The sequence below is a fragment of the Mesorhizobium sp. M0159 genome (assembly GCF_040322295.1).
Lineage (GTDB): Bacteria > Pseudomonadota > Alphaproteobacteria > Rhizobiales > Rhizobiaceae > Mesorhizobium.
The window spans coordinates 14,658-33,906 of the sequence record NZ_JAMYTF010000021.1 but is presented as its reverse complement, the minus strand read 5'-3'; the positions used below and the strand labels follow the sequence as shown (position 1 = coordinate 33,906).

The 19,249-nt window shown below is 59.8% G+C and carries 14 protein-coding genes and 4 pseudogenes; 12 read left to right on the top strand and 6 right to left on the bottom strand.

The window, feature by feature from the left end; genetic code table 11:
* Nucleotides 1–52: 52 nt before the first annotated feature.
* From NKJ32_RS20025 to NKJ32_RS19985, 9 genes and pseudogenes are all read left to right on the top strand, one after another.
* Nucleotides 53–793, top strand: a complete 741-nt coding sequence (locus NKJ32_RS20025; protein ID WP_352623672.1) for an amino acid ABC transporter ATP-binding protein — start codon at nt 53–55, stop codon at nt 791–793.
* 24 nt (nt 794–817) lie between these two features.
* Nucleotides 818–1,645, top strand: coding sequence for a transporter substrate-binding domain-containing protein (locus tag NKJ32_RS20020; protein WP_352623670.1), 828 nt, complete (start codon nt 818–820; stop codon nt 1,643–1,645).
* A 69-nt stretch (nt 1,646–1,714) separates the two neighbouring features.
* Nucleotides 1,715–2,431: an amino acid ABC transporter permease gene (locus NKJ32_RS20015; RefSeq protein WP_352623668.1), complete on the top strand. Its 717-nt coding sequence runs from the start codon at nt 1,715–1,717 to the stop codon at nt 2,429–2,431.
* 18 nt (nt 2,432–2,449) lie between these two features.
* Complete coding sequence (locus NKJ32_RS20010) at nt 2,450–3,142, top strand: amino acid ABC transporter permease (RefSeq protein WP_352623666.1); 693 nt, start codon at nt 2,450–2,452, stop codon at nt 3,140–3,142.
* Nucleotides 3,143–4,033: 891 nt separating this feature from the next.
* Entirely contained in the window at nt 4,034–4,216 is a 183-nt protein-coding gene (locus tag NKJ32_RS20005) for a hypothetical protein (RefSeq protein WP_352637940.1), read from the top strand.
* Nucleotides 4,217–4,416: 200 nt separating this feature from the next.
* Complete coding sequence (locus tag NKJ32_RS20000; RefSeq protein ID WP_352623663.1) at nt 4,417–4,854, top strand: cupin domain-containing protein; 438 nt, start codon at nt 4,417–4,419, stop codon at nt 4,852–4,854.
* 487 nt (nt 4,855–5,341) lie between these two features.
* A pseudogene (locus tag NKJ32_RS19995) lies at nt 5,342–5,653 on the top strand (hypothetical protein); the annotation flags it as partial.
* 76 nt (nt 5,654–5,729) lie between these two features.
* A complete protein-coding gene (locus tag NKJ32_RS19990) occupies nt 5,730–6,053 on the top strand; it encodes a hypothetical protein (protein WP_352623662.1) in 324 nt (107 codons plus the stop codon).
* A gap of 251 nt (nt 6,054–6,304) precedes the next feature.
* A pseudogene (locus NKJ32_RS19985) lies at nt 6,305–6,500 on the top strand (ISAs1 family transposase); the annotation flags it as partial.
* A 322-nt stretch (nt 6,501–6,822) separates the two neighbouring features.
* Here NKJ32_RS19985 and NKJ32_RS19980 read toward each other — a convergent pair.
* Together NKJ32_RS19980 and NKJ32_RS19975 are read right to left on the bottom strand one after the other, a co-directional pair.
* Nucleotides 6,823–7,458 carry an SGNH/GDSL hydrolase family protein gene (locus NKJ32_RS19980; RefSeq protein ID WP_352623660.1) on the bottom strand — a complete coding sequence of 212 codons (636 nt, stop codon included), beginning with the start codon at nt 7,456–7,458 and terminating at the stop codon, nt 6,823–6,825.
* Between the two features lie 130 nt (nt 7,459–7,588).
* The gene (locus tag NKJ32_RS19975) at nt 7,589–8,392 is read right to left on the bottom strand and encodes an alpha/beta fold hydrolase (RefSeq protein WP_352828593.1); all 804 of its coding nucleotides are present in this window, start codon (nt 8,390–8,392) and stop codon (nt 7,589–7,591) included.
* 329 nt (nt 8,393–8,721) lie between these two features.
* Here NKJ32_RS19975 and NKJ32_RS19970 point away from each other — a divergent pair.
* Nucleotides 8,722–9,879: pseudogene (locus NKJ32_RS19970) on the top strand (IS110 family RNA-guided transposase).
* Nucleotides 9,880–10,476: 597 nt separating this feature from the next.
* On the opposite strand, the pseudogene NKJ32_RS19965 reads toward NKJ32_RS19970, so the two are convergent.
* The 3 genes and pseudogenes from NKJ32_RS19965 to NKJ32_RS19955 all read right to left on the bottom strand — a co-directional run bounded on the left by NKJ32_RS19965 (nt 10,477) and on the right by NKJ32_RS19955 (nt 14,838).
* A pseudogene (locus tag NKJ32_RS19965) lies at nt 10,477–11,669 on the bottom strand (IS91 family transposase).
* Nucleotides 11,670–11,671: 2 nt separating this feature from the next.
* Nucleotides 11,672–12,520 (bottom strand): tyrosine-type recombinase/integrase, encoded by an 849-nt coding sequence (locus NKJ32_RS19960; RefSeq protein ID WP_352625069.1) that lies wholly within the window; start codon nt 12,518–12,520, stop codon nt 11,672–11,674.
* Nucleotides 12,521–13,395: 875 nt separating this feature from the next.
* A complete protein-coding gene (locus NKJ32_RS19955; RefSeq protein ID WP_352642863.1) occupies nt 13,396–14,838 on the bottom strand; it encodes a LuxR C-terminal-related transcriptional regulator in 1,443 nt (480 codons plus the stop codon).
* A gap of 411 nt (nt 14,839–15,249) precedes the next feature.
* Between NKJ32_RS19955 and NKJ32_RS19950 the strand changes: the two genes are divergently transcribed.
* Nucleotides 15,250–15,402 carry a hypothetical protein gene (locus NKJ32_RS19950; RefSeq protein ID WP_352625067.1) on the top strand — a complete coding sequence of 51 codons (153 nt, stop codon included), beginning with the start codon at nt 15,250–15,252 and terminating at the stop codon, nt 15,400–15,402.
* A 1,023-nt stretch (nt 15,403–16,425) separates the two neighbouring features.
* Here the strand turns inward: NKJ32_RS19950 and NKJ32_RS19945 are convergent.
* Entirely contained in the window at nt 16,426–17,862 is a 1,437-nt protein-coding gene (locus tag NKJ32_RS19945; RefSeq protein WP_352625065.1) for a LuxR C-terminal-related transcriptional regulator, read from the bottom strand.
* A gap of 154 nt (nt 17,863–18,016) precedes the next feature.
* Between NKJ32_RS19945 and NKJ32_RS19940 the strand changes: the two genes are divergently transcribed.
* A complete protein-coding gene (locus tag NKJ32_RS19940) occupies nt 18,017–18,313 on the top strand; it encodes a hypothetical protein (RefSeq protein ID WP_352625063.1) in 297 nt (98 codons plus the stop codon).
* Nucleotides 18,314–19,249 lie beyond the last annotated feature (936 nt).

The following is a 19,249-nucleotide window of genomic DNA, read 5'->3' as shown; positions in this document are numbered from 1 at the left end:
ATGACCCACATGTCAAGGCAGTCCGTCCCACACTCTGAAGGGCTAACCAGAAATGCTTGAACTCAAAGATATAAGGCTGTCCTACGGAAGCACGCAGGTCCTGAACGGCGTCAATCTCTCGGTAAAGCGGGGTGACGTGGTGTCGATCATAGGCCCCAGCGGCACCGGCAAGACCACGCTGCTGAAATGCATCAACTACCTGGCCAAGCCGTCGTCAGGAACCATCGCGTTCGATCAGATTCGGATGGATTACCAGCGCGCCGACAAGACAGCTGTCCAGGCGATCCGGCTCCGGACAGCGATGGTCTTTCAGCAATTCAATGTCTTCAAGAACATGACGGTCCTCCAGAACGTGATGGATCCGCTGGTCGTCGTGCAGCGCAAGTCCACGGACGAGGCGCGTGAAGTCGCGCTGCGAGAGCTTGAAAGGGTCGGCCTCTCAGCGAAGCGGGACAGCTATCCGTCCCAGCTGTCGGGCGGCCAGCTCCAACGCACCGGAATCGCGCGTGCGCTGGCGGTTCGTCCCGACGTAATGCTCTTCGATGAGCCTACGTCATCGCTGGATCCTGAACTCGTCGGTGAAGTTCTGAAGGTGATCAAGGATGTCACGTCGTCAGGGATCACTTCGCTGCTTGTGACCCACGAGATGCAATTCGCAAAGAACATCTCGAACCGGATCGTCTTCATGGATCGTGGCGTGATTGCCTCCGATGGCAGTCCAGCTGAGATCTTCGATGCGCCATCCAGCCCACGACTTGCTCAATTCCTGCAGTCCGAACTCGCATTTCAATAATCCAACAAGAAGGGAACCAAAGAAATGTCTGCAATCACATCCAGTTTTTCCCGTCGCGCTGCCCTGGCTGTTGCCGGCGGCATCGCAATTGCCCTTGCAACCGCAGGGATCAGCTATGGTCAGACCGTTCGCACGATCAAGATCGCGACGTCGGCGGAATCCAAGCCGCTGGCATGGGGCGCGATCGGCGTCGAGCCGCAAGGCTATGAGCCCGATCTTCTGAGAGCGATCAACGCAAAGCTGCCGCAGTATAAGTTCGAAATGGAAGGTGTTTCGGATATCGCGCAGGAAACCGGCCTCGCCACGGGCAAGTACGACATCGCCGTCGGTGGCTACTACAAGTCGCCTGAGCGCGCCAAGCAGTTCTTCATTCCGGAAAACCCCATGGGCGCCAGCCTGATGAAGATCTACAGCAAAAAAGGCAGCGGCATCAAGGAAATGAAGGACCTTGTCGGCAAGAGGATCGTTCCGACCACGGCCGGCGGTGGAACATACAAGTTTATTATGAACTGGCAAAAAGAAAATCCAAAATACAAGCTTGATGTTACGGCATCGAGCGCCGGTATTCCCTATCCGAACCGACTGGACGAAGTTCAGAACGGTAAATTCGACGCGCTTGTTCTGCCTTCGAATCTCGGTGAGCAGACCGTCATCGAGGAAAAGAAGCTCGATATTGTGGCGTCCGATCCGGTCTTCAGCAACAACACCTACATGCTGATTCACAGGTCGGACGAAAACAAGGTTTTAGCCGACGACGTGAACAAGGTTCTCAAGGAATTAAAAGACGATGGCACGATCGAAAAGCTCTCGCAGAAATGGTTCGGCGAGGACATCGTCAAATACATGAAGTAACAGGACCTTTCCCCAACCTTGTAGCGATAGCCAGCGGTAAGGCTGAATTGAAAGAAGGAGCGTTTCAAAGTGGATGTTTCTGCTATGATTCCCGAGCTGCTCTCGGCGTTGCCGCTGACGCTCGCCATCACCTTTACGGCCATGGTCGTCGGCTTTTGCTTGGCTCTCGTCGCGACAACACTCCGGGTTCGGAGGATACCGGTGATCAGTCACCTGACTGACCTCTACGTGTCCTATGCCCGGAGTGTTCCCGTCGTCCTGCAGTTGTTCGTCGCGTTCTACGGGCTGCCCTTGTTGGTGATCCTGTTCGGCGCCGAGGATTTTATTTCTGCAACGATCGCTGCGATGGTGGGGCTGAGCCTCTATCATGGAGGGTATCTGTCGGAAGTCATGCGACCTGCATACCTGGCCGTCGATCGCGGCCAGCATGATGCGGCCGACAGTCTGGGATATACCTTCCGACAGAAGATCACCCGCGTAGTCGGACCGCAAGCGGTGCACTTCGCATTGCCGGGCTATGGAAACTCCATCATCTACCTGATCCATAACGTTGCGCTGGTCATGTACATCGGGGCTGCGGACGTGATGGCGACCGCGCACTTGATCATGGAGCGCGACTATAACCAGTACCAGTTCGAAACGTACCTCGTGCTGGCGGTTATCTATTCGCTGATGTGCCTTGTCGCGTGGCTCGTCGTGCGCTTCTTCGAGCTCCGCTCACCGATGCAAGCGCCAGAGACGACGACAACAGCTCAGATCAAGAACGCGGCCGTCGCGAGCGTGTGACGTAGGGGTAATCCGACCATGTTTGATACCGATATTATGCTCCAGGACTCGCAGGAAATTCTGGGCGCCGTACCCGTGACGCTCGGCATGGCTTTCACGATTTTCATCCTGTCCACGATTGTCGGCAGCCTTTTTGCGCTCGTCGAACATAGGCGGATCCCCGTGCTGCGAGAGCTCATCATGGCCTACAAGGTCGTCTTCAAGGGCGTTCCGATGGTGATCGTGATTTTCCTCGCCTATTTCGGTCTGCCCCCAGCACTCCAGTTCCTGCTCTCGTTGCTCGGGATCAACTTCAACGCCCACGAAACGCCCAACTGGGTAATCCTTGTCATTGCAGTCACCGGTTGTGTTGCGGCGTTCCAAGCGGAGATCATCAAAGGAGCCCTCAACGCCTTCGATACCGGTCAGTCGGACGCCGCCCATTCGCTGGGCTATACAAGCGGCCAACTGTTCCGACGGATCCTATTTCCCCAGGTGGCCCTCACCGCAATTCCAGACCTGACAACCTCGATGATGGTGATCATGAAGGCGCTTTCCCTCGGGTTCGCCATCGAGGTTGTCGACATCTTCGCCCAGTCCCAGTTGACCGCCGCGCTGAATTACTACTACCTCGAAGCGTTCGTGATTGCCGTCGTGATCTACATGGTGATTGCCTATATCGTCACACAGATCGCCGACAGACTGGAGCAAGCCCTTAGGGTGCGGACATGAACGAAGGCTCGTCGGCACCCTCGAACAGCCCTTTTATGCTCGATAACGGCTCCGCCGCCCGTACAAATTTTTTCAGATGGCGCGCCACCAACGTGGCGGTTCAATTTCCGGTAATCGCCGGCGGCGTCAGGCACGAGAGACAGTTCCTCAGCTAGAGAAGGTGGGATGTCGGTTCCTCTCCCTCCGGAGTCCCAGTGGCCATCACTAGACATTTTGAGATTTGCGGTTCGAGCCGCTTCATCGGCATGAGCGGTCACGGAGTACATCATCATGGCAAATCAACACAGCCAGCATCCTCGCCCCTCGTTCGGTCGAAAGCTGGGTGGAACAATCAGGGTGCGCAACTTGTCATCACTGATATTGCCGCTTCACCCCAGCTTTGAGCGTGCGCCCTTCGGCCTATGCGTGGTTCACCGTTTTTTACTTTATTAGCGCACATTCATAAACGGACATGTTGGTGTAGCTTGTACCTGCCCAAAGCCCCGGCGCAACGACCCAGCGCCGGGGCTTTTTTGTCCGCCTGGTAATCCGCGTGTTTGGGCGGCACCGCGGTGCGAAGCGCGAGTGCGGAGGAACTTGCTGGCACTCCGCCAATTATCTGCATGTCCCAAACAGCACAAGTCGAACCGCCCCTTCTCTCCCAGGACAGCCCGGACGGAGCGTGAACTGCGCAGTCGCCCTCGAAGGTGCGTACGCCGCTCTGGTGTCCTCTTGCATCGAGCAAGGCTGGACGGCTGAAGAGACTGCCACCGCACTTTTCAACCTCGCCAAGGAACGAGCCTAGCTGTGCGTGTTTCGGCATTTCGACGTCGCGGTGTCGGATTATTTGCATGCAAACCAGTTTTACGACGCTATCCTCCCATCCTCAACGGAAGATTCTGGGAGGAATGCATGGCTGCGCATGAGCAACATGCCGTTGAAATCATTAGGGACAAAGAGTGGTCGGTTCGCGTGACGGTCAACGGCACCACCACCACGGTCGCTTTTACATCTGAGAGCTACGCGCGTTCGTTTGCAGACGGTCAGGCGTTCCGACTGGGCGTTCAGGTCGCGGAGATCAAGAAGGCGGCCTAGCTGCGCGCTTGCCCAAAAGCCCCACAGCGATTGAACCTCGACTCACCAAAGCCAAATTAGCCGTTGCGCGGCAAGCGAATAGAAGCGCACGCCCCGGTGCTCGGGAAGCTATTCTTAACCGCGTCCGAAGCAACGGCTTTGGGTGTCTGATATCATGCAGTACGGTGACCACGTCAAACAACTTATGGGGCATGATCAGCATGGGTCCGGTTATCGATTCTAACAATCTGCCTCGCTCCAAGGTTTGGGGTGAGAGCGACCCCGCTGTGCGTTGGCAGGGTGCCTTCGCCCGTTTTGGCGGGAACGGATCAACGGCTTCTTCGACAATTGTATATGAGATCGAGCCAGGGGGTCGACTGGGCTGGCATACTGACGCCACTGAGGAAACCCAATACATAATTGCAGGCACCGGCCTGCTGTACTGCGAGGATGGTACCACTCACCCCGTCGCGCCCGGTAGCGTGTTTGTGTTGCCCACACCATTTCGCCACGATCTTGAGAATACCGGGACCGAAACGCTCCGCGCCGTGGCTTTCTTTGCGGCAGCGATGTTCACGCAGAGCTTCGACCAGGTGATGCTGCCGCCGAGAACCCACGTCCTTGGCACACCGAACCGCGACGGGCAGATCGCCTACTGAGAAGCAAGTCAGAAAAACACAAAGGGCGCCAGCGGCCCGAATGACCGGTAGCTTCGGCACTAAGAAATGGCCTTCGAGGGTCTGGACGCGGAGATGAAGGCCACCTTTGCTGCGCCCCGCTCAGCATAGTGCTCCGGCACTCGGAACGACGCGACGTCTCAAATGCTCAGGGCGAAAAAGGCGCATGATACGAACAGACCGAAGCTGCGGCTCTTCAATGAGGAGCCCCGACACTGTTCGTCACGCAGCCGTCCCGCCGCTCCCACCTGATCTCGACTAGGGCGGCGGAACGGACGGTGCCAGCCCTTGCCCTACAGGCCCGCACCTCTCCCATGCGCTCTGAACGGATCAAACCGAAGCGCCATAACATCTGAACATAGACCGATTGGGGAGATCCCAGGGAGCGGTATGCTGAGATCGTGGCGGGGTCGAGCGGGCCATAGCTGGGAACCTTACCTGGATTGCGATATTTGCCTGCTCCTAGCGCGTGCACGGGTTGAAGTTCGTTTTTCCAGCGAAGCCTGGAGCAATGCAGCGCGGAATCCCGACCGCTTTTGCGGCGCCCATCCTAAAGAACGTGCTAATAAGCGCTGGCAGCTACATCTATGTGTGGCCCTATGCCAGCGGCCGCGACATGGGACAATCGGTGACGCCGATGTTTAAAAGCGTTCCTGAAGCCGTTCAAAGGGATGATCGGCTGTATGAGTATCTTGCCCTTGCGGACGCAATAAGACTCGGAAACCAGCGCGAGGCTGCCCTCGCGGCGGAGCGTCTTGCGGAAAGGCTCGCGCAGAAATGACCAGCATCCAAGGCCAGCTACTAGCAATGCTAAGGGCTGTCGCGGAAGCTCTAGGCGATGACCTGCGCAAGCTCTTGTGTTCGTCGGCGGATGTACGACCGCTCTTTTCATCACCGATGCCATCACGCTCGAGGATGTCAGGGCGACTGACGACGTCGACCTAATTGTCGATCTGGCCGGCTTTTCGGAATGGGCGCAGCTCCTGGAACGGCTTCGAGAGCGGGGTTTCTCGGAGTCACCCAACGACAGTGTCATTTGCCGAACGCATCTTGGCCGGATCAAAGTCGACTTCATGCCGGACGATCCCAAAATCCTCGGATTCAGCAATCGTTGGTATGAAGCGGGTATTGAGACGGCGGTCGATTGTCCGTTGGACGATAAGCTCATCTCCGTCGCCTGACACCGGCACTCTTCGTCGCGACGAAGCTGGAGGCATACCTTGGCAGAGGTGGAAAGGATCTGCTTTCTAGCCGGGATGCCGAGGACATACTCTTGATCGTCGACGGCCGAGAAGAGTTGGTTGCTGAGCTGGGAGGCGCGGAAGACGAGGTCCGTACTCGGCGACCAGTTCAAAGACATGCTTGCAGCCCCAGATTTCGACGACTTTCTGGAAGGCAATATCAGAGGGCCCCAAGGCCGGGTCGAGATTGTGCCATCGCCACCAACGCCTCGATCACTACCGCCATTCGCAATGCCAGCGCCGACTATCTGCTCGCCGTCAAGGCCAACCAGCCGACGCTGCGTACCGAGATCGAATGCTACTTCGATGATGCCTCTGCCATTGCCTCGACAGCGTGTCGATCTCGACAAGGCCCATGGCCGCATCGAGGAACGCACTGTCACCGTCTCGTCGTCTTTCAATGAGCGGGAATTGATAGCGCACGTTCGATGTACAAGGCGACATTTCGTCGTCTGCCTCACGTCATGTAGCCAGTGCTCAGATAATGGACCACTCCCGTCCGTTTACGCAGAGGGGTAGAGGCAGGCACTCGTCCGTGAATACACCGGCCGCCCTTGGTTCGTCTCCGGATCGACCACGTGCACATGAAGCTGCGGCTCTAATCCTAAAGCCCCTGCTCGACGCGCCACAAAAGATAGTGACTGGTTGCCGTGCATCCAACCGGCCTTACCTGCGCGAGCGCTGCCTGATCAGACGAACGAGAAGCCGCTCAACCGGCGAAGACCTCCGACCGGCGCCGAGCAAAATCGTGTTCCGCCACGAGAGCCGCAATGGCTGTCGCGATCTTCGCGCCGCCACGAACGGAAGGTTCGATCGGATTGGCGAAGTCCGCATCCTCATTGCAGACCAGGCGCAGGTCAATGAGCGGCAAACCGCGGGAGAAGACCGACCGGGTGATGACGTCATTGAAGATCGTTAAGGCACTTGCGGCAATCCTGCGACGCTGCGGGTCGGGAAAGCGTGCCTCGTAGATCGTGCATATGGCCGTGGGCAGATCCCGGCTCAGCACCCCCTCGAGCATCCTCATGTAATCCTGCTCGAACTGCTCCCGGACATCGCTGATTCTGTCCAGAGCCTCGGCCACCGAACGAGCCGCCTGATCCAGAAGACCCGCATGACGAAGAGCATCATTGCCACCGACACTGACGACGAGATGGCTCGCATCCTGCGCGAGCCGTTCAAGCTGCCGCTCGACGCCGCTCGTGACAGCACCGTCGACGGCATTGAGAGTTGCACGCCACCCTTCGGGCAGGCGCTCCCGCAACTGCCACGCGACGTCAGGTCCGCCGGCAACATAAGCCGCGTTGTCGAAGATCGAATCCCCAAGAAGGACGACATGCGGCATGGGACGCTCCGTTGAGGCCTCTGCCTCTGATGCATCAGCGACGGAGGTAAGGTGGTAGGCTGTGATGGTGACGGCGAGCGTCGTCAACAGCTCGCGCCGGCTCGAACCGCCTGCAGAACCGTATCGCATGTCAGCCCTCCAGGAACGCCAGAAGCGCCGCATTCACCGCGTTGCTTTCTTCGCGTTGAACCCAATGCGTCCCCTCCTCGAAAGTCTGCAGGCGGCCATCGTCGCAAAGGGCGAGACTGCGCTTGGCCAGCCCGGATTCCAGAGTCTGGTCCTGCATCCCCCACATAACAAGAGTGGGCGTCGTGATCCGCTCCTTCAGGCTCGGGCGAAAGCGCAAGGCGCGATACCAGTTGAGCATGTTGGTCAGCGCCCCCGGCCGCTCCCAAGCCTGCCGATATTCTGCAATCTCCTCTTCTTCGAAGGCGCCTTCCCGGCTGGATGTCATGAGTGCTCGTGCGAGCAAGGCCGAGCGGCGCGCACCCAAAACGGCTTCGGGCAGCAAGGGGATCTGGAAGAAAACCGCGTAACTGCTCCGCAGAAACTGCGTCGGAGATCGTAGGGCATGGGTAAACACCACCTCGGGATGGGGCGCATTCAGGATGACGAGCTTGTCCAGGCGATGAGTCAACTTTGCCCCGGCGGCCCAAGCGACGATGCCGCCCCAGTCATGGCCGACGACGTGAAACCTTCCGATGCCGAGCGCGTCGGCCAGGGCGACGACATCGCCGAGGAGCTTGGGGAGCGTGTACTCGCGGATGCCCTCTGGCTTGTCGCTGGTGTTGTAGCCCCTCTTGGTCGGGAACGATGACCCGATATCCGGCGGAAGCGAGCGTACCGATCTGCCGTCTCCAGCCGATCCAGAAGTCCGGGAAGCCGTGCAGGAGCATGACCGGCTTACCCCCGGCAGGCCCGGCCTGAACGACATGAAGCCGAATGCTTCCGGCGTTGACGAACTGATGTTCAGGCGCGAGTGAGATCATGGCTGGAAACGCGGGTGTCCTAAAACTGATCCAGCGCAATGAGGATTTAGATCAGGCTGCGTCGTCCCGACAACATGCACGCTCAGCCGTCGCATCCCCCCGGCAGATGGGCATGGGAGCCGAAGGTCCAAGTGGAGGCCGGGTAGCGGACTGTCCGGCTTGAAAGGCTCAAGGGCGGATAGCTGCCGATCGGCACTCGTGAAGATCCTATGGGGATGGAAGGCGACCAGCGCTCTGCCAGAGTGAAGTCGCTAAACATCACCTGGAGGTCAGCATGCAAGCCAACACCACCAAAGCCCCGGCCGCTATCCGCGTCGATCTTGCCGCAATATTTGTCTCGTTAGAACTGTCTCGTTAAAAATGGCTCGTGACTTCGCTTTCGCCAGGTGGAGGCGAGAGATTGTCGAGACACCTCGTGTCGGGGGGCGACATTCCGGGTTTGCTCGATCACTTCGCAGAGCTGCAACGAAAGGCGGAAGTGCGGACAGGGCAGCGTTTCCGGGTCATATCAATCCAGGAAGCTGGTCTGGATGGATTCTGGATACATCGGGTCCTCGAACGCGAAGGCATCGAGAGTTATGTCGTGGACCCGGCATCCATTGCCACATCACGTCGCCGCCGGCGGGCCAAGACCGACAGGATTGATGGGGAAGCACTGGTTCGAGCGTTGTTGGCCTACAACCGCGGCGAGCCTCGGGTTTGCGCGATGTTGCGAGTGCCAACGCCGGAGGAGGAAGACCGTCGCCGGTTGGTGCGGGAGCGGAAGGCGCTGACGAACGAGCGGATCAGGCACGTCAACAGGATAAAGGGCCTTTTGTTCAGCCAAGGTGTGTCCGGATACGAACCATTGAAAGGCGATCGACGCAAATGCCTCGATGCGCTCATTACCGGAGATGGGCGTCCACTGCCGCCAGCGCTCATGGCGCAGATCAGCCGCGAGCTTGATCGCATCGAGTTGCTGATCCAGCAGATCAAGGATGTTGAAGAGGCACGCGACGCCTTGCTCGTCGCGGCAGATGAGCCAACACCGGCCCTGCTGCTCAGCCTCAAGGGAATAGGTCCGGAGTTCGCGGCCGTCCTGTGGTCTGAGGGATTATCGCGCAAGTTTGACAATCGACGACAGGTTGCCGCCTACGCTGGTTTGGTGCCAACGCCCTGGCAAAGTGGGCAGATTAATTGCGAGCAGGGAGTCTCGAAGTCCGGCAATCCAAGGCTCCGGTCGACGCTTGTCCAGGTTGCGTGGCTCTGGGTTCGCCATCAACCCAATTCCGCACTCAGCCAGTGGTTCAGGGCGCGAGTCATCCAGAATGGTGGCCGGTACAAGAAGACGGCGATCATCGCCCTCGCTCGGAAACTGCTTGTTGCGCTGTGGAAATACGTGAACGCCGGAGTCGTTATAGAAGGAGCTCTCCTGACGAAACCATCAGCGTAGACGCTAATCGATTCTAATAATCTCCAGGACCGACCAGGGCCTGGCAGATCCTCGGTAGACGAACCGACGAAACTCATGGCCTCAAACAGCCGCCGTTGAAGAATGGTTTCGTCTCTTGGGTTCCGAATCCGCCGCAAGCGGGATCATGGAACAGGTGCATGCGCCCTGACCGAATATAAGGTGGACTGGGTTCGTTCGCGAACCGCGTCACGCTAACGGACCCATCGAATGGATCTACGGATTGCCGCGGAGGTACATGACAATGTCGACGTGATGCCGTTTGTAGTTGACCATCCCCATATAAGAGTTTCGGGCGCCGGCAGGCGTACGAAAGTCCCCGAGGAAGGAACCCGCGGGCCGCAGACGATGGCTATGGGGATTTCGGATTTCGGCAGATGTCGGCGATGGCGTGACCGCCGTCGGGAAGCGCTGGGGTGAATGCGGACCGACCGCTTCGTTGCGCCCTCGCGCGGTGTTGTCGGGACGGTGGGCGGCTGGGCGCGGCTCTGTCGGCGTCGATAATCACCATAGACGTGCGTCGATCCGTTGCCGGAGGCTGAGTGCCTGCAGCTGAAGGCTGAACCATTCCATGCCGGGTCATGGCGTACTGCTCCCGGTCGACGGGGAACCGTGTGGCGGTCCGCGCGGCTGCCTCCGTCGTTCGAACACCTCGATCACGATCATGCGGCCGCCACAGCAGGGGCATGGCGGGCGGAAGTTGTCCGGTTCGTCCGTGGTGTCATCGTCGGACGGTGCGGCGACGTTCAGGAGTTCACGAGCAAGCGCGAGGCTGGCCTTGCGAGCAGAGCCGGCAAGCAGGCCGTAGTGCCGGATGCGGTGGAAACCCTTTGGCAACACGTGGAGCACGAAGCGGCGGATGAACTCGTCGGTAGCGAGCGTCATGACCTGCTGCCGGTCGACGCCGTCGCGGCGATAGTCTTTGTAGCGGAAGGTGACGCCGCTCTCGTCGAGGCGGATGAGGCGGCTGTTCGAGATCGCGACCCGGTGCGTGTAGCGCGACAGGTAGGCGAGGACCGCCTCCGGCCCTGTGAACGGCGCCTTGGCGTGGACCACCCATCGCTTACTGTGAACAGGATTGAGATGACGCAGAAAGGCGCGTCGGTCGGCTACATGGGCCATCGATCCGACGAAGGCGAGCCGGCCCGCGTCGTGAAGCGCGATCAGCCGGGTAAGGAACAGGCGGCGGAAGAGCTTGCTGAGCACGCGCACCGGAAGGAGGAAGGCCGGGCGCGACGATACCCAGCGCTTCCCGTCGAGCGCGATGCCGCCGCCCGGCACGATCATGTGCACGTGCGGATGGTGGGTCATCGCGGAGCCCCATGTGTGGAGGACGGCGGTGATGCCGATGCGCGTGCCAGATGCTTCGGATCGGTCGCGATCGTCAGCATCGTCTCCGATGCCGCACGGAACAGCAGGTCGTAGACCAGCGCTTTATTCTGGAAGGCAATATCGGCGACCTCTGCCGGCAGCGTGAACACGACATGGAAGTAGCCGACCGGCAGCAGGTCGGCTTCGCGCTCGGCAAGCCATGTACGTGCGGCCGCACCTTGGCACTTCGGACAATGCCGGTTGCGGCAGCTGTTGTAGGCGATGCGCCAATGCCCGCAGTCCTCGCAGGCTTCGACATGACCGCCCAGTACGGCGGTGCGATAATGCTCGATCGCCGACATGACCTTGAGTTGCTGCAGGCTCAGGTGCCCTGCATGGGCGGCCCGGTAGGCTGGCCCAGCAGCACGGAAAATGTCGGCGGCCTCGACAGAGGAGTGCACGCTCAGCTGTCGGGCGAGATCTCTGCCTCCTTGAACAGGCCGAGCTTGTCGAGCGGGCTCGTGACCGTGCGCACCGTGCGGGTCGCGACTTTGGTGTAGAAGGCGGTATTGTCGAGCTTGGCGTGCCCGAGCAGGATTTGGATCACCCGGATGTCGGTGCCGTCTTCGAGCAGGTGGGTGGCAAAGCTGTGGCGCAGCGTGTGCGGCCCGACCCGCTTGGCGATGTCGGCGGCCTGCGCTGCCTCGACGACCACGCGATAGAGCTGGCGGGTGCTGATGGGCTTCATCGCATGCTGCCCCGGAAACAGCCAGCCCTCGCGGTGCATCACCCCCTGCTGGCGTCCGACCTTCCACCACTGGCGCAGCAACAAGAGCAGGTCTTGCGACAGTATGGCGTTCCGGTATCGCCCGCCCTTGCCGCGCTCGACACGTAGCAGCATGCGCTCGCTATCGACGTCGGCGACCTTCAGCGTCGACACCTCCGCCACGCGCAGGCCCGCGCCATAAGCGACCGACAGCGCGGCCTGGTGCTTGAGGCAGGTGGTGGCGTTGAGCAGCCGGGCAACCTCGTCGCGGCTCACTACCACCGGCAGCTTGCGCGGGTGCGCCAGACGAACGAGCTTGCGCACCAGATCGGGACGATCGACCGTGTGCGTGAAGAAGAAGCGCAGCGCCGACACGATGCTGTTCATCGTCGGCACGGGAACACCGTCGTCCTGCTGTTCGATCTGGAACCGGCGCAGGTCGTCGGTGGTCGCTGTGTCTGGTGAACGCCCGAGGAACGTCGCCAGGCGTCCGATGTCGCGGAGATAGTTGCGCTGCGTCTCCCGTGAGAAACGCCGCATGTTCATGTCGTCGATCAGCCGCTGACGAAGTGGACTGATAGGTGCATCAGAACAGGATAGGGCATGGTCAGGCTCCTTGTTGAAGAAGCCCGTAATGCTCTGCCGCTGCCGAACCACCCTCAATGCGAGTGCGGCGTCCGGTTCGTGATCTCTACCTCACCCCACGCGCCCATCCCGCGTAGCGGGTCGTTCCTCGGCACCCGTTCTAGTCTTGCCAATCCATCCGTGCGATGGTCCGCAGTCAACGCCGCTCGGCCACTGGGCCGACGGCTGAAAGCAACGTGCGCCGTCAGAAAGCGTTGCCCACCCGTTGATCCGCTACGACCTGCCTCGCAGGGTTCCGTTTTCCGCATGCGAGGCCATCGACCGGCTCGGCTTACATCGGCTTTGGCAAGAGTAATAACCGAGCCCACGTACATCAATGTTTCAGCTCGCCAATTCTCGACAAAAGGGCTGTCGATTTGTGGTCATTGTCCTATTCTCAACATCACCTTGCGCCCGTCGGAAAGGGTTCCCGTTCCTGAGCCAGCTGGGGGTTGTCTGCTAGTCAGCGAGAACACGAACCGGGACGAGAGTTGCCCGCAAACGATCGTTCCTTCTCCATGCGAGAACGTAAGATTGACGGTAGCCGTCCCTCGACATTCGACCGCGGTATTGGTCTGTCCGCTAATAGTTCCGCGCCGTGTAATGCTGTTGACGGAAGCGGTCCCGGAAAAGGAAAGCGTCCCATCAACAGTCTGACCGGAGACTGGTGCGATGATGGTGAGCGGATTTTGCGCCTGCGCGTAGCCGACATCGTCTACGACACCATAGGCAATCACCATTGTCGCTAAGATTTGTTTGGTCGCACCGAGGGCTCCGCTATTGTATCTCAATTGAAGCTAGGCCAGCCCCGCGCGGCGGGCGCCCTCCCGGATCGCGGCAACAGCGGGAGGATTGATGACTGGATAGGAGCCGATAAACCCTTCGGCCGAAATGTCTGGAAATTCTCTCGCCAACCGGTTGGCAATCTTCATTGCCTGAGGTGTTTCGCTGAGCACGGCATGCGCCATGGCCTGGAACAGCAACGTTGCGGGCGAGTCCGGCGGTGCTTGGCTGAACGCGGTCAGGCACTCCCTGTGGAGACCTACAACGAAGCTCGATCGGCCCAGCATGCTATAGTACCAGGAAACATGTGGATTGAGACGGATCGCGCGCTTCGCCAGTTCATATCCTTCCAGCGGGTCGCCTGTCACGAACGCCTTTCCTCCGGCAAGCAAGGCGAGGGTATCGGCATCGTGCGGGGCGGCCGCCAAGGCAAGCTCGTGTTCTCTTGCTGTGGCATCGAGATCGCCCTGCAATGCTCGAAGCTCGGCTAGACATATGCGCGCTTGGGTATCACCCGCGTCGAGCGCCAAAGCTCGTTCGAGGCACAGTTTCCAGCGCTCCTTTGCGGCGGAAGGGTCAGTGGTAAACGCATTGATGGCGGCGACGGCATGCGCCAGACCCAAGACTGTCCAGGCTCTGGCAAGACCAGGGTCGAGCTCGATGGCACGCGTCAGAAGCCGCACCGCTTCCGCATTCGAAGCGTGCGTGTACAAATTGTGCTGCTCGACGCCGAGCAGATAGTAGTCATAGGCACATAGGCTGGCGGGTTGTTTTCGCCGGACAACATCGCGTCGAAGTTTTGCGAGCTTGCCGCAACAGCTAGCAAGGACATTGACGACGTTTTCGGTGACTATGTCCTGCATCGCAAACAGGTCTTCCGCTGATCGATCATAGCGGGCCGTCCACAAATCGACTCCAGTGCGCGGGTCGACGAGTTGGACGCAGATCCGCAGCTGCTGCGCTGCCGCCTGCAAGGTCCCCTCAAGTAGATAATCCGCATTCAGTTCCCGCCCGATGGATCGCACGTCATCGCGCCGTCCCTTGTACGAGAGCATGGTCTGGCGGGCGATGACCGCAAGGTCGGGGTAGCGAGCGAGGTCGACCATGATGTCCGCCGACAAGCCATCGGCCAAGCGGTTCCATGGTTCCTCCGCGCTCAGATTGTCGAAAGGGAGAACCGCAACGACTGTTGGCCCAGATCCCTCTACCGAAAGGCCACAGGAAGGTGCCTGGCCCGTGTCTTGCTCGCGTTGGTCGGCAAGCAAGGTTGCAAGCGCCAATTTGCTGCGAATATCGAGTTTCCGATAGATGGCCGACAGATGGGTCCGAACGGTAGTCGGCGCTATGAAGAGCGTCTCGCCGATTTCACGGTAGGTCATCCCCTCGGCGAATTTTGCAGCGACCACCCGCTCCCGGTCCGACAGACTGGTCAGAGGATTGCTTACGGCGCGAAGCATCGCCTCAAGTCTCCGATCCGCTACGAGTTGTGGCCAACCCGGCACGGCAAAATACTACAGATGCGATCTCGAAAACACTGCATTTGCACGATTCCATGCGACCGCCAGCAATTCTAGGCTTTCCTGTCGACAGGGTTTCGTCGGGTTGCAGAACCCCGATCCATTCTGGAACAGGAGGAATCCATGACAAAGTCATCTATCTTTGCCGCAATGCTGGTGCTGCCTTTGTCGGCTGGACCATGCTTGTCCGAAGGCACGCAATCTGGTGGCATGCTGATTTCCGAAGATGCCATGAGAGCCGTCAGTGCCGAATTGTATTCAGACATTCTCATCCGAACGTGCAGGAACGGATGGCGCTAGCCTCGGAGCCAAATCGAGAACGGCTTCAAACGGCATATCAAGGAGCTGAAATTGCAACTGGTCGATCAGGGTTACACGATGGTGCCTGGTGTGAAAGCGAACAACACCCCCCGGAGTCTCTTCGCAATGGCATTTGTCGCCAAGCGCCAATCTGTCGCCTCGCGCCAGTTCGGCTGTTCCGGCCAATACTGGCTCGACGAGTGACCATTCTGGAGCGCGCAACCGGGGCAGCATATCAGGCAGGTATTGTGGTCAATTGGCTTCCTAGTCTGGTCGTTTCGGCTCGGTGGCCCCTTGAGTTCCAACCTAGATGTTCGGTCTAGGATCCGACGAATGTCTGGAATGGGTCAGGGGCGCGAATTCGGCCAAGGGCGAACGAGCGTCCGCCTGTTACAAGCGCCATTGCCGCGCGAGCGGCTTAGTCCCTCGGGCAGCGGCAAGCAACGTCGTTGCGGCCAAGATGGGCTCACCAGCGGAATGGCACCTTTCTGGCTAGTTCGTTCCAGAACCGGACCGTCCGCTTTCGGCCCGCCTTTCGGTCCTTCAATGCCACCAGTTCTGACCGCCGCTCCTTGACACAGTTGACTGCAAGCGACCCGAGGCAGGGTTCAAAACGAGCGCCCACCAAAGTCACCGCTTATTCTCCATTGGCGTTGTTTGACGTACTTTTATCGCGATGCCCTCAAGTGCAGGCTTTTCGCCGGTCTCCGCTCGATTAAAAAGCGCGCTCGACGGCTCCTGCCATCCTCTGGGAGAGCCTCAATCCTGAACATGCCAGACTATATGATGGATAGCCTCTCGCCAGATATGACCCTGATCCGGAGAGTCCCAGAAGGTCAGCTTAGGGTTGACTCAAGCCGTTGCGCGAACGGCGGCTCTGGAGAAGCGCCAGGAAGGTCCGGAACTGGCGCACGTGGTCGGTTGGTGCGTTCAGACATAGCGCGAACGGCAGGTTTGGAGAACCGTCGGGAACGGCGGCTTATGGCGCTACTTGCTCGTTCCCATCGACGAGACGAATGGCAACGTTCCACCGATACTGTTGAAAAGTCCGCGTCGCGGCTGCCCATGGCATTTGCGTCCGTTGCGTACTTTTGTGACTTGCCATCCCGCTGGCAAGACAGTCGATTTGATGTTTGGTGCGGTTAGGCGAGCGATCCCAGCTGGCAGTTCGTTTGCCGTCCGCTCACTGATCATTGGTTAACGAACGCGTCGGCGCTTCAGAAGGCCTCAGTCGCGCCTTGCCAGTTGGGCGGCGTGGCGAATGGCGTGCACCGCGTCGGGGTTGGTCACGGGATAGCCCGTGATGAAGCGTTCGACCGAAAAGTCCGGGAATTCAGCTTTCAAGCGGGCTTCGATCCTGGCCGCCTCGCCGGCCTCGCCCACGGCCGTATGCGCTAGCGCCAAAAACAACAGCACATTCGGAGAATCCAGCGTACTTCTGCGCAGCGCCGCGATGGCTTCCCTGTGCTTGCCGGCCGTGAACAGGATGCGGCCCAGCATGCCGAAATACCAAGGTGGGGCCAGCGGATTGAGGCGCATGGCGCGCTCGATGAGCGGCATCGCCTCGGCTGGATCGCCAGCGACCAGCGCCTTGCTGCCGGCCAGCAGCGCCAGCGTATCGGCATGGTTGGAGCCATATTCGAAGGCGCGGCGATACGCGCGGTCCGCTCCTGCGAGGTCGCCGAGACATCCCCTAAGATCGCCAAGGCAATTGCAGGCAACGCTGTCCATCGGATCGAGCAGAACCGCGTTTTCAACCGCCGTCCGCCAGTTCTCGATCGAGCCCTGCGCATCGTCGCCGAAGCCGTTGGCGCCCTCGATCGAATAGGCATAGGCAAGCGCGGTCCAGGCCCTGACCAACGTGGGGTCAAGCTCCAGCGCGCGTGAAAACAGGCGTATCGCTTCGGCAGTGCCGGCGCGGCTGAATGTGTCCTGCTGTTCAACACCAAGCAGATAACAATCGTAGGCCCGCAGACTGGCCGGCGGTTTGCGGCGAATCGCGTTACGGCCGACCGTGGCAAGCGCTCCGTAGCTGCCGGCGATCACATTGATGACGCTTTCGGTCAGACTGTCCTGCAGCGTAAAAATATCCTCGACTTGACGGTTGTAGCGTTCGCTCCACAGGCTGACGCCGTTGCCCGCGTCGGCGAGCTCTATCGATAACCGAACCCGCCGCTCGTCGGCGCGCAGCTGGCCCGACACGATATAGGTGGCGCCAAGCGCCTTGCCGTCGGCGGGGAAGTCGGCGGGCTTGCTGCCCAGAGATTTCATGGTGTGGAAGGCGATAACTGGCAGATCCGCGTAGCGCGCCAGGTCGATAGTGATGTCCGACGACAGGCCGTCGGCAAAGCGGCGCCAGCGCTCTTCCGAATTCAGGCATTCGATGGGGAATATGGCGAGCACGGGAGAGCCGTCTGGCCAAGGTGACAGCCCATCCGTCCCAGCGCTGATAGCTCTATTGATATGCGAGGCAAGCGCGACTTTGTTGCGCACGCCGAGCTTGTCGTAGATCGAGGCGAGATGGGTCCGCACGGTCGACGGGGCGATGAACAGCGCCTCGCCGATCTCGCGATAAGTCAGTCCGGCGGCGAATTTTTCCGCCACCGCGCGCTCCCGATCGGACAGCGCGCCGTGACCCGGCGAAGATGTCGCGATGCGGCCCATGGCAGACCCGATCGGCACGGTTTCAGCTGTTGCCGAGGCAAAATACTACGAATGCAGGAGCCCGAATACAGCATCTGCCCGATCCCAACGCAGGCGCACGCGATGCAAGCTCCCTTACAGCAAAATGGGTTGCAATGGACCGAGGGAGAATCTCATGCGCGCTGTTTCGATTGTGTTGGTATCCGCGATCCTGGGCTTGTCCGCCGCACCGCCGCCGTCGTTCGCAAGCGGATGCAGGCAGCTGCTAGAGTCGGACGTGAAAATCGCCAGCATGCGCTTCTATGCCGACATCCTGGCCAATGCCGCCCGTAACGGCTGGAACTACGCGCCTGAATCGATCGTCAGCGGCTCAAAGCGGCATTTTGACGAGATGAAACTCCAATTAATCGCCGTCGGCTATGAGATCGTACCCGTCGGCGGCCCCCGGCCGCATTGCGGCATGGCAGGCTGATCGCCAAGTCGTTCTGGCACCCGGTTTCAGATCTGATGACATTGTCGCCCCGACGCGTTGGCTAGTTCCAGTAGCGGGATAATTGCCAGGGGCCGTCAATATCTTTGCTTTGACGCAAGAGGAACGTCGTGTCGGAGATTAAGCGATCCGAACGGTCAGGCGATATCGCTTGCTGCACGGACAAGCCGTGACTATTGGTGAGGAAGTCCCATTTTCATCAACGGCTGGCTTCAGCGAGAACACCATACGCGGAATCACCTTCCCTAGTTGTCTTTGCGGCGGACCTGTGTGCGCTTGGCCGGCGTCATCCAAAGCCCACCAGTTCCCAACAGTCGCCGGCCACTTTCAGCGCCTTTCTGGTTTATCACTTGGAACGTCGGCTTTCGACGCGGCCAGCTGGTCGAAGCTCATGCCTGTGCGCGCGTTTGGCGCACTCTGCTGGAGCGAGCAGCTCTACGACTCGAAGCCATAGGCTTGTCACCCAGCTCGTTGTGAGGCGCCCTCTTCATCCCGTGATCCGAACGCCTGACCACAGGCGTGCCGCTCCGGGCAATTGGCCAGTGCGCGCGTCGCCGGCCGTCGCGCGCCGTTGCCGGATGGAGGTAGCATGGCACGACGAGAACTCTCCCGAGAGGAATTGTTTGCGCTGGTTTGGGAGAAACCGACCCGCGAGATCGGCAAGGATCTTGGCCTGTCAGATGTGGCGATCGGAAACTGTGCGCGCGCCTGCAGGTGCCGAAGCCTCCGCGCGGCTACTGGGCCCGCGTAAAGGCTGGGCAGATGTTGCGCCGCCCACCGCTGGCTGCTTTCCGAGAGGAGCTTGAAACCAGACGCCGGGAGGCTGCGCGCCAAAGAGCAGCGGAATCGTTTTCGAAGCTGCAACGGGAGGTCTATTCGGCGGCCCGCTTTGCGGTCGTTCAGTTGCGAGGGTAGCAT

Coding starts and splice junctions, on each gene's coding strand:
- NKJ32_RS20025 (WP_352623672.1), top strand. CDS start 53: ATGCTTGAACTCAAAGATATAAGGCTGTCCTACGGAAGCACGCAGGTC.
- NKJ32_RS20020 (WP_352623670.1), top strand. CDS start 818: ATGTCTGCAATCACATCCAGTTTTTCCCGTCGCGCTGCCCTGGCTGTT.
- NKJ32_RS20010 (WP_352623666.1), top strand. CDS start 2,450: ATGTTTGATACCGATATTATGCTCCAGGACTCGCAGGAAATTCTGGGC.
- NKJ32_RS20005 (WP_352637940.1), top strand. CDS start 4,034: ATGGCTGCGCATGAGCAACATGCCGTTGAAATCATTAGGGACAAAGAG.
- NKJ32_RS20000 (WP_352623663.1), top strand. CDS start 4,417: ATGGGTCCGGTTATCGATTCTAACAATCTGCCTCGCTCCAAGGTTTGG.
- NKJ32_RS19980 (WP_352623660.1), bottom strand. CDS start 7,458: ATGCCGCATGTCGTCCTTCTTGGGGATTCGATCTTCGACAACGCGGCT.
- NKJ32_RS19975 (WP_352828593.1), bottom strand. CDS start 8,392: ATGTCGTTCAGGCCGGGCCTGCCGGGGGTAAGCCGGTCATGCTCCTGC.
- NKJ32_RS19960 (WP_352625069.1), bottom strand. CDS start 12,520: ATGAACATGCGGCGTTTCTCACGGGAGACGCAGCGCAACTATCTCCGC.
- NKJ32_RS19955 (WP_352642863.1), bottom strand. CDS start 14,838: ATGCTTCGCGCCGTAAGCAATCCTCTGACCAGTCTGTCGGACCGGGAG.
- NKJ32_RS19945 (WP_352625065.1), bottom strand. CDS start 17,862: ATGGGCCGCATCGCGACATCTTCGCCGGGTCACGGCGCGCTGTCCGAT.
- NKJ32_RS19940 (WP_352625063.1), top strand. CDS start 18,017: ATGCGCGCTGTTTCGATTGTGTTGGTATCCGCGATCCTGGGCTTGTCC.